Here is an 11,212-nt window from a genome sequence, read left to right on the forward strand (position 1 = left end):
AGGGTATGCGGGAAGTAAGGTGTAAGAAGGCCGCCTTGACGGTCAATTGAAAGGAGGGCGAGATGCTCAATACCGTTGCCGCGAAGCAAACCGAGCCTGCTGCGGAGCACGTCGATCCGAAGACCGCCGCGGCACCAGGCGATCCGTCCACGATGTTTGCGGGACGCGGGTCGCTCGCCATGAGAATCGATCGGGGCAAGGCGGCGCGAAAGACGATGCCGCGCGAGAGGCTCGCCGAGTGCAAGATCGAGGATCGGGATCCGCTCGCGCTGCTCGAAGCGTCCAACGTGGGGCGCGTGACGGAACTCATTCCCATCCGCTACGGGCGCATGGTGCAGAGTCCGTTCGCGTTCTATCGCGGCGCCGCGCCGCTCATGGCCTTCGACCTGTCGAAGCTGCCGCACTCCAGTGTGAACGTCCAACTCGGCGGCGATGCGCATCTGGCCAATTTCGGTCTGTTCGCGAGCCCGGAGCGGCGCATTCTCTTTGGGCCGAACGACTTCGACGAAACGCTGCCTGGGCCCTTCGACTGGGACGTGCGCCGGCTGGCGGCCTCGTTTGTGATCGCAGCGCGCGAGCGCGGCTTCGCGACACGAGATCAGCGCGGCGTCGTGCACCGCTTGTGCGAGACGTTCCGGCAACGAATGACCGAATTCAGCCGCATGGACACGCTCGACGTCTGGTACTACCAGTTCCAGGCGGAGAGCATGCTGGCTATCGCCGATACGGACCAGGAACGAAAGAAGGAACGAGCCGTGATTGACGCGGCCCGGCTGCAGTCGTCGCGCTCCGTGATGAATCATTCGACCGAGACGGTCAACGGCAAGCTGCGCATCAAGGACGTGCCGCCGCTCGTGTATCACGTCCCGCTGGAAAGTCCGCACGACCAGAAGCAGTACGACTCGATGGTGCGGCGTTTCTTCGCCGACTACCGGCTGACGCTTCCCGACGACAGGCGCGCGCTCTTCGATCGATATGAACTGGTGGATGTGGCCATTCGCGTCGTGGGGATCGGCTCGGTCGGCACGCGCTGTTATGAGGCGCTTTTCATGGCCGACGGCGAGTGCCCGCTGTTTCTGCAATTGAAGGAGGCGCGGGCTTCGGCGCTGGAGGGTTATTTACCGGCAAGTCACTATCCGAATCACGGGCAGCGCGTGGTGAACGGGCAGCGCCTGTTGCAGTCGGCCAGCGATATTTTTCTCGGCTGGTCGAAGATGCAGCATACGGGCAACGACTTCTACGTGCGCCAACTCCGCGACATGAAGGGCGCATTCGACTTCACGACGTTCGATGTCGAAGACCTCAGCGAATATGCGGCGTCCTGCGCCCACGCACTGGCGCATTCCATGGCGAAAGCGGGCGATCCGGCGCTGCTCGTGGGGTATGCCGGCAAGTCGGATGCATTCGACCAGGCCATCGAGCGCTTCGCCCTCGCGTATGCCGATCAGAACGAGAAGGACTGGTCGGTGTTGAAGGCGGCCGTCAAGGCAGGGCATATTCAGGTTCAAGCGTAGCTATCTTCCGCATCATTGCCGGCTTCGCTGCGCGGAAGCACGACTTGAAACACGGTGCCGCGAGTAGTGTTGGCGTCCGCCCACATGCGTCCGTGGTGGACTTCCACAATCGAGCGGCAGATCGAAAGCCCCATGCCCATGCCGCCGGACTTCGTGGTGTAGAACGGGTCGAAGATGCGCTCGATATTCTCCGATGCGATGCCGGGCCCCGAATCCCGCACCGTGATGCGCACGCCGTCTGAATCGTTGGGCGTCGTGCCGATCCGCAGTTCGCGTGGCCCGGCACCGACGCCCGTCATCGCTTCTACGGCGTTGAGTATCAGGTTGAGCATCACCTGTTGCAACTGAACGCGGTCTCCACAGACGAGCGGCAAGTCATCCGCCAGCGCCAGTTCCACCGATACGTCGTCTTTCGTCAGCTCGCCCCAGATCAGTTCAACGACCTCGACGATGGCCTCGTTGATACGCAGCAGATCTTTGTGTTGAGGGGCCTTCGTGACGAGCTCGCGTATCCGGCAGAGAACGTCGCCCGCGCGCATGGCATCGGCGACGACACGATCGAGCGCCTGTTGGGCCTCTTTCAGCTTGGGCGGCTCGGCGCGTAGCCAGCGCATGGCGGCCTGCGCATTGACGGCCGACGCGGCAATCGGCTGCTTGATTTCGTGGGCAATGGAGGCGGTGAGCTGACCGACGGTCGCGAGCCGGTTCGCATGCGCAAGCGACGCCTGCATCTCGCGATAGCGTTGTTCGGCCTCGAGCGTTTCGGTCTCGGCGCGCTTTTGCTCGGTCAGATCCACGACGTACGCCACGCCCTGATCGGATTGTTCGCCGAAAGCGGCAAAGCCGATCAGGATCGGTACGCGTCGGCCGTCCTTATGGGTATATTCCTTTTCGAAGGGCTGGACAATCCCGGCCGTCTTCAGCTCGATGACGGTGCGCAAATCGCGCTCGCGCCATTCGGGCGCGCTCAGGTCCGCCCGTTTGACCCGGCCCGCGACGATGTCGTCGCGGTCGTAGCCCACCATCCGGAGAAAGGCATCGTTGGCGTCGAGGATCTGCCCGTCGAATCGCCAGATGAAGATCCCGATGATGTTGGCCTCGACGAGGCGCCGGATCTTGGCCTCGCGTTCGGCCAGGTCGAGATACAAACGGGAGTTTTCCAAAGAAATGGCGGCCTGTGATGCCAGCAGTTTCAGCATGGCGATGCGCGTCGAGGTAAATACGTGCGACGCGAGATTGTTCTCGAGGTAGAGCACACCGACCAGTTTGGCTCCGTTGATCAGCGGCAGGCAAAGCATCGATCTCGCGCGAAACCGGGTGATATACGGGTCGGCGGAGAAGAGGTTCTGGACTAATGCATCGTTGAGAATCACACTTTCGCGGGTTCGTGCGACGTAATGGACGACTGATTCCGGCAAAGCGGCGCCGGCCCCTGGCTGCGCGACGACCCTGTCGCAGCCGGCGAGCGCTTCGGCCTCGACCCGCAGTTCATTGTCGGCCGGCGTGATCAGGAGACCGCGCCCGGCGCCCGCATACTCGATCGCATGACGCAATAGCGTCTCGATCAGCCGCTCAGGAACGACTTCGCCGAACACGGCCTGCGAGACCTTGATGACGGCAGTCAGATCCAGATTTTCGGCAGGTGCGCCGATCGTGATAGCGGGGCGCACGTCCGATTCGTCCTCCAGGAGCTGCGGGAAGCGCTCATCGAGCTGCCGCACCTTGGCATCGGCGCCCCAGCGAACATAGCCGCAACGCGCCTTGCGCATATGCAGACGCGCGATCGCTTCGAACCCGCGCGCTGCATAGAACCGTGCTGCCAGCTCGCAGGCGAGCGCCTCGTTATGGACGAACCCGCTTTCGTGAGCCGTGCGGATCGCGCGTTCGTAAAGGCGCATGACGTCTTCCAGGTCCGCGCCTTCCAAACGGGCCATTTCCGCTGCCACCAACGCTCTTCGATTCTCGAAATTTTCCGGGCAATTCTCGGCCCAGACCTGAAGTTTCCGGCAATCGACAGCCATCGCGTCCAGATGCATCCGCTTATGCTCGCGCGACGATCCGCAATCGCAGACCGCGGCGTGCGAGAGGGCATCGAAAAAGTGATACTCCGCAATTTCCAGTGATCCTAAATGCTTTGCCAGAACAGGCTGAGCTAACGACGCGATCTCGAGGGCGATCTCGTAGTCGCCCGCCAGGAAGCGCGCCTGAATTTTCCTGATCCAGTACCAGCATGCTGTCGGCGCCAGGACGGAAGTGCTGGAGAGAATCAGCTCGAACTGGCGTTCGTTGAACTGGTCGTCATCGAACGATCCAAATTTGTGCGTCAGGCCGCGCAGCGTTTTGGCAAGCTGAAGCTGTGGCGTGATGAGGTCCGCGGCGAATCCGAACCGAACGGACTGTGCGAATTCTAGTCCGTGTTCGGCGCCACGTTGCACCTCGGCAAGCGGATCGCCTGCAAGCAGAAGATTGGTGTTCAGGTGGGCGCAGCTGAACGCGGCATACGTGCAATCGCCGATCTTGCAGGCCACGTCGAAGGCGCGATGCAGCGGGTCACGGGCTGCCCGAACAGGGTTCGTCCATTGCGCGACTACGCCGAACGTTTCATACGTTCTCACCTCGAAGCGCTTCATCGCGCGCTGTTCGACGAGTTCGTAGCCAAGCCGCGCGAACCGGAAGCCCGCCGGATAGTCGCCGAAGTGGAAGCCGGCTATCAGACCAAGCCGTACATAAGCGGCACACGACGCATCGCAATTGCCCCACTTGAGGCTGAGATTGACCGCTCGGCAGACCACCAGAGAATAAAGATTGATGTCCGTAAACAGTGCGGCGGGAAAGAATCGGGTCAGGACTTCGAGAAAGGCGAGGCAAACAGGGTCGCTCATCACCGGCAGGTCAATGAGCTCCTCGATCGTACGGCTGCCTAGCGACGACCAGATCTGCGCGTACTCGGTTTGGACCTGCTCGTCCGTTGGATGCGCGGGCCAGTCTACGCCCTCATGCCGCAGATAATCGAGCCCGACGGCGACGGTGCGTTCACCCTGACCACGCAAGACGTACACATCGGCTTGCAGGCTCGCGACCGTGGCCCGTTCGACGGTATCCGCCGCCCGCGTTGACAAGGCTGCGAGGCGATCTTCGGCGGACTGAAGATCACCCGTGAGAATTTCGCATTTGGCGCGATGGATGGCGAGAGAGAAGGCGAGTTCGTGCTGGTCTGCCCACCCGTCGCCCATCAACAGCGCCGCGCCGGCCTTCAGGTAATTGAGTGCAGACGCGTAGGCCGCCGACACGATGGCATGCTTGCCGGCGAGGAGGTTCAACTCGGCAACTTGCTGACGCTCTTGTGGCGTAACGATCAACGCAGCCGCGCGGTCGAAGTGACTGACAATCTCGAAGACTGACTCCTCCCGTTTGCCGGGCGGCAGACGGGCCGCGAGCAGCCGCGCGATCCGCAGATGCGTGTCTGCCCGGCTGCCCGCTGGAATCAGCGAATAGGCTGCCTCCTGTATCCGGTCGTGAGCAAACCGGTAAGCGCCTTCCTGGCGGATGACCAACTCTCGGCGGACCGCCTCCCACAGATTCGCGCTAACCGTTCGTTCCGAGGTTTCGCATACCGTTGCAAGCGTGGCAGCCTCCGCAACGTTGCCGAGGCATGCGAGCATCTGGAGGGTTTTCGTGGTTCTGGCGGGCAGGCGGTTCAGCTTCCCGGCCATGAACTCGGCCACGTTGTCGGTGTGATCCCTCGCGTAGAGTTGCTGCAGGCCCCATGACCAGCGGCCATTCGCGTGATCGAAACTAAGCAGTCCTTCATCGACGAGCGCGCCGAGAAACTGGAGCGTGAAGAACGGGTTGCCGCTCGTCTTTCCTTGTAGCAGGCGCGCGAGCGGCGCTGCGCGCTCCGGTGCGCAACGCACCGAATCGGCGATCAATTGCTCGACCACGTCAGACACGAGCGGTTCAAGCCGGATCTCTTGCATGGCCGCTCCCGCCTCGCGGATTGCGGCGAGCCTGCTGGCGAGCGGATGATTCGCATCGACTTCGTTGTCGCGGTAAGCGCCGATCAACAGGAGATGTGGCAAGTCCGGTCGCGTCAGCAGAAAATCAAGCAGGTCGAGCGTTGCCGGGTCGAGCCACTGAAGATCGTCCAGGAACAGCACGAGCGGGTGCTCGGGCGTGGCGAAGACGTCGATGAAACGCCTGAACACGAGCTGAAAACGGCGTCGTGCGTCTTCTGCGGGAAGTTCGGGGACGCCCGGTTGCTCACCGATGACGGTTGCGAGCGCAGGCACGAGGTTCACGATCAAGGCGCCGCCTGGGTCCAGCGCTGCGCTCAGCGCGGCGCGCCAGCGGCTCAATTCGGCTTCCCCGCTTGCAAGGAGCAGGCGGATCAGGCTTTGCAGAACCTGCGCCAGCGTCGAATTGGGAATGTCCCGTTTGTATTGATCGCACTTCCCAACGGCGAAAAGGCAGCGCGAGGTACCCAGCTCCTTATGCAGCTCCTGAACGAGGGCCGATTTGCCGATGCCCGAGTGACCGGTGACGAGCACCATCTCCACGTTGCCGCCGCCGCTCACGCGTTCAAGAGCGTGGCGCAAACTGTCGAGTTCGGGCGTACGCCCATACAGCTTCTCGGGAATCAACAGCCGGTCGGGTGTGTCACGCGTGCCGAGCGGGAAATCGTCAATACGTCCGCAGGTTTCCCACTGTGCGAGGCAGCAGCGCAAATCGTGCTCGACGCCGAATGCAGTCTGGTATCTGTCTTCAGCGGTCTTCTCGAGCAGTTTCATGACGATCGTCGAAACCGGTGCTGGTATCGTCGACTCGCGCTCCGCCGGGGGCACCGGCTGACGCGCGATATGGCAGTGCACCCATTCCATTGGATCGGACGCAGTGAACGGCAAGACGCCCGTCAACATCCTGTAATAGGTCACCCCCAATGAGTAAAGGTCGCTGCGCGAATCGACAGAGCGGTTCATTCGCCCCGTTTGCTCCGGGGCCATGTAGGCGAGGGTTCCCTCGATGAACTCCGGGGGACTTGGCGTTTGCTGTTCGCGTGGCAATAGCGTCGCGATGCCGAAGCCCGTCAACCTTGCCGCGCCGGCTGCACAATTCACGACGATGTGGGCTGGCTTGAGGTCCTTGTGTACGAGACCTCGGGCGTGGAGCTTGCCTAACGCGGCGACGATTGCGATGGCGAGCCGAAGAAAGTCTCCCGCATTGATTGGCGCGGCAAACCGCTCGAGCGGCTCGCCGCCGGGATCCGCCAGCACGAGCGCCGCGAAGCCGGGTTCGCGCACCAGTTGGAGCGGCCGCACCGCCGCAGTTTCGTCGAGTTCATCAGCCAGCGCGTATTCATGCGCGAGGCGATCGACGATGGCCTGACTGGGATGGGCGTCCGCGGGCCGTACCAGCAGCACGGACTCGCGCATGCCATCCGCGCTGAGGCGCCATCCCCGGTAGAACACGCGCTCGCCATCTTCCCACACGAACTGAAAGGGACCGCCTGCATCGATATCAAACGAACTGAATGAGACACTCAACTCGCTGCCTCCCGTGTCAGGTGGTCAGGCCTCTCTGGAACCGGAAGTGTCTACCCAGGCCGCTGCGCCCATCCTGGGATCGTATGACTATTGGGCTGCGGATGATCTAATACCACCGGATCGCCGTTGTCAGTCACTCAGTCATGCTGCAATCGTACTCCCGGCGAAAGCGTTGCTTTCGGATTTAGAACCTTTACGGCCGCCAGGCAGGTTTAAATATCGCATAACTGATTGTTCAAGCGCTCGCCCGGAACGGCGCCCAACTTTGCGCGCGGCTTTGTGAGCGTTGTTAAGCGACTAAGGAATTCATTGCCGCGCTGGAACTTGGTGCCCGACCCGGGCTTTCCTTCAGTTTTTCGGACTGCACTATACTTAAGCGTTGCTGTAGCGAGCATTTATTGGATAAGATCCGGGGCGTTAAAGCAAAATTTCTCTTCCAGGCGACACAAGCTCGAACACGGCAGGACCGACGCGTCCGCCAATGCTGGTCGCTCCGGGGTGGCGCAGTATGGCATCCGGTTCGTTGTAGCGGACTCACCAGGCAGCGTTCCCACAATGGAGAAAGAAGATGAGTTCGAGACCGGTTTCGACTTCGATTGCTGGCATAGGCGAGGGCGGACAATCGATGGTCTATGTCATCGACGACGATGAGTCAATGCGCATCGCGTTGACGAACCTGCTGGATTCCTTCGGCCTGCACGTCGAGACTTTTGCTTCACCCCGCGAATTTCTCGCGTTCCCCAAGACCGACATCCCTTCCTGCCTGATCCTCGACGTCAGATTGCGTGGCGAGAGCGGCCTTGCCTTCCAGCAGGAAGGCGCAAAGAGCGACCTGCGTATGCCGGTTCTGTTCATGACTGGATACGGCGATGTACCGATGTCGGTCAGGGCAATGAAAGCCGGGGCACTGGATTTTTTCACCAAGCCGTTTCGTGAGCAGGACATGCTGGATGCCGTTGTCCAGGCACTGGCGCGCGACCATGAACGACTCGCCGCTGAACATTCACTGGCGGCACTTCGCAATGCTTACGAATCACTTTCGTTGCGCGAGCGAGAGGTCATGGGTTACGTCATAGCGGGTTTGCTGAACAAGCAGATCGCGTCCGAGATGGACGTCAGGGAAGTGACAGTGAAGATCCATCGGGCGCAGGTGATGAAAAAGATGATGGCACGCTCCGTGGCGGAGCTTGTCAGAATGGCGGCGGCCTTGGGGGTCGAGCCAGAATCCTGAGCGACGACCACTTCAGCCCAGGGCACGCTCTACATGGTAGATCTCTCTACTTACCGGTTGACCACGCTGCGGACCGGCGATTACACGCTGCGCCGCGGCACTCGCGACGGGCTAAACCCTATTTTGCTCGTCACGCCGGCTGCATCAGAGCGTGCGGAGCTGGTTAAACGGCTAGAGCATGAATATTCGCTCGAACCCGAGCTCAGCTCCGACTGGGCGGCGCGGCCTATCGCGCTGATGCACTTCGAAGGCAGTACGACGCTTGTACTCGAGGACCCGGGCGGGGAGCCGCTTGATTGTCTCGTCGGTCATCCGCTGGACATTCCAAGCTTTTTACGTGTCGGGATCGCGCTCGCTCAGGCGCTTGACCGCATGCATGAGCGAGGGCTGATGCACCTCGACATCAGGCCCGCGAACGTCGTCGTGGACATGGTCCGTGGCCACGCATGGCTGACCGGGTTCAGCATCGCTTTGCGGCATCCGCGTGAGCATCGGCTACCTGACTGGCCCGAAATCATTGCTGGTACGACCGCCTATATGGCACCTGAGCAGACGGGCCGGATGAACCGCTGCGTCGATTCGCGCAGCGATCTCTACGCGTTGGGCGTCACGCTTTATGAAATCCTGACCGGCGCGCTGCCGTTCGCCACGAAGGATCCGATCGAATTGATCGATTGCCACGTCGCGCGCCAGCCCATTTCGCCCAGCGACGGTCCGACCGGGGCACCCCTGCAGATTTCGAGCGTGTTGATGAAGCTTCTGGCAAAGACTGCCGAGGAGCGCTATCAAACGGCCGCTGGGGTGGAGGCAGACCTTAGAAAGTGCCTCGCAGCATGGGAGGCCGCCGGCCAGATCGAAACGCTCGATTTTGCTCAGCGCGGCTCCGGTCTCGCGCCCGCTGCCGAGTTCGAAGAGCGGCACCCTGAATTGCGCGAGCGAGCGCCGGCCGCCTTGCTGCCGACAATCGAAGCTTCGACCGAGCAGATCGATCTTGGCACCGTCGTCAGGATGTCTCAAGCCATAGCCAGCGAGATCGTTAGCGACAAGCTGATCGAAACACTGATGGTGCTGGCCGTCGAGCACGCTGGAGCAGACTACGGGCTGCTGGTTTTCCCCCAGCAGGGGAAACTTCGCGTCGAAGCCGAAGCGAGTGTCGATCGCGGGGCCGTGCGGGTGCATATCGTGCGGGCGCCGGTCACGTCGGCGAAGGCGCCGGTATCCATCCTCGATCAGGTCGCGCGCAGCAAGCATCGCGCAATTCTCGACGACGTGCGGACACTCGGCGCACAGCCTGCCGACGCGTACTTCAGTCACAAACCCGTGCGGTCCGTCCTGTGCCTGCCGCTGATCAAGCAGGCGGAGCTGATCGGCGTGCTGTACCTCGAGAACAGTCTCGCCTCGCATGCTTTTTCGCCCGCCCGGATCGCGGTGCTGGAACTCCTTTCGTCGCAGGCGGCGATCTCGCTGGAAAACGCGCGTCTCTATGCCGAGCTGGTTCACGAAAACGCGGATCGGCGCGATGCCGAAGAGGCGCTCAGAGCGAGCGAGGCATCGCTGAACGAGGCACAGAAGATAAGCCACACCGGCAGCTGGCGGTGGCGGCCCGAAACCGGTGATGTTTCGTCTTCGGAAGAGTTGCGGCGCATCTTCGGGTTCGAAACGAAGGCGCAGGCGTCGTATGATTCGTTCCTGGGGCGCATCCATCCTGAAGAACGGACGTCGTTCGAGCGGGTGCTCGAAGGCGCCGTACGCGAAAGACGGCGATTCCGGCACGAGCATCACATCGAACTCCCGGGCGGAGCCGTCAGATATCTGCAGGTAGTGGGGCAGCCCGATATCACGGCCTCTGGGGCCCTGGAGTTCATTGGCACCGTGATGGACATCACGGAGCGCAAGCGCGCGGAGGAGGCGCTCCGGGATGCGCAAACGGAGCTCTCGCGCATCGCCCGGCTGACGACCATGGGGCAGCTGGTTGCTTCGATTGCCCACGAAATCAATCAACCGCTGGGTGCGATCTCCGCCAACGGCACCGCATGCATGAACTGGCTCAACCGCGAGAATCCCGATCTCGAAAGCATGCGCGGCGCGATGGCCCGCATCGTTCACGACGCACACCGCGCGAGCGACGTGATCCGCGGATTGCGCGCGCTCGTATCGAAGTCCGGGCCGCAACTGACTAAGGTCGACATCAACGACGCCATCGCGGACGTGCTGGCACTGACCCGGGTCGAACTGCAGGAGCAGGGCGTGGCGCTCCGCACCGACCTGGCGCCTGACATCGGTTTCGTATTCGGCGACCCGGTGCAACTGCAGCAGGTGCTGCTCAACCTGATCATGAACGGCATCGAAGCGATGGCCGCAGCGACTCCCGACCCGAAAGCCCTCACGATCACGTCACAGGCCGCGGAAATGGGCGGTATCCGCGTTGCCGTGCAAGACACCGGCGCAGGGCTCGACCCGGCGACATCCGACCGGCTGTTCGAGCCGTTCTTTACGACGAAGCTCGTCGGTATGGGCATGGGACTATCGATATGCAAGTCGATCGTCGAAGCCCATGGCGGACATCTGTGGGCGAGGCCGAATGCGCCGCATGGCGCAGTCTTTCAGTTCGTGCTGCCGAACTGCGGCCCCTAGCAGGCCGCTGAAATACCGCTTAAACACGTCATCGCGCAGAGCTCGTGAGGCGTTGATAGATGGACCACTACTTGTCCCCTGGAGATCATGCGCGGCGCCGACACATTCACCGAGAGTCTGTTTTCCATGCGCAAGCTGGACGACTTCGTCCCCAAGTCGCATCCGTTGCGTTCGATCCGCGTGATGGCGAATGAAGCGCTGGCGAAGATGGATCGACAGTTCGCCCAGATGTACGAAGCGGACATAAAGGGCGGGCGGCCGAGCATCGCGCCAGAGAAGTTGCTGCGAGCCAT

5 protein-coding genes are annotated in these 11,212 nt (G+C 61.9%); 4 read left to right on the top strand and 1 reads right to left on the bottom strand.

The annotated features are described in order from the left end of the window. Window positions 1-62 precede the first annotated feature (62 nt). The gene (locus E1N52_RS27745) at window positions 63-1,514 is read left to right on the top strand and encodes a DUF2252 domain-containing protein (protein ID WP_133185988.1); all 1,452 of its coding nucleotides are present in this window, start codon (window positions 63-65) and stop codon (window positions 1,512-1,514) included. Here E1N52_RS27745 and E1N52_RS27750 read toward each other — a convergent pair. Continuing rightward, the gene (locus E1N52_RS27750; RefSeq protein WP_133185989.1) at window positions 1,505-7,054 is read right to left on the bottom strand and encodes a trifunctional serine/threonine-protein kinase/ATP-binding protein/sensor histidine kinase; all 5,550 of its coding nucleotides are present in this window, start codon (window positions 7,052-7,054) and stop codon (window positions 1,505-1,507) included. The two genes, E1N52_RS27745 and E1N52_RS27750, sit on opposite strands and share 10 nt — an antisense overlap. A 568-nt stretch (window positions 7,055-7,622) precedes the next feature. On the opposite strand from E1N52_RS27750, the gene E1N52_RS27755 reads away from it, so the two are divergent. From E1N52_RS27755 to E1N52_RS27765, 3 genes are all read left to right on the top strand, one after another. Continuing rightward, entirely contained in the window at window positions 7,623-8,285 is a 663-nt protein-coding gene (locus tag E1N52_RS27755) for a response regulator transcription factor (RefSeq protein WP_133185990.1), read from the top strand. 33 nt (window positions 8,286-8,318) lie between these two features. Beyond that, window positions 8,319-10,919: an ATP-binding protein gene (locus tag E1N52_RS27760; RefSeq protein WP_133185991.1), complete on the top strand. Its 2,601-nt coding sequence runs from the start codon at window positions 8,319-8,321 to the stop codon at window positions 10,917-10,919. Between the two features lie 87 nt (window positions 10,920-11,006). After that, window positions 11,007-11,212 (top strand): transposase (locus E1N52_RS27765; protein ID WP_484217453.1); only part of this gene is annotated, 206 nt, incomplete at its 3' end.

Origin of the sequence: Paraburkholderia guartelaensis (genome assembly GCF_004353905.1) — a bacterium.
Lineage (GTDB): Bacteria > Pseudomonadota > Gammaproteobacteria > Burkholderiales > Burkholderiaceae > Paraburkholderia > Paraburkholderia guartelaensis.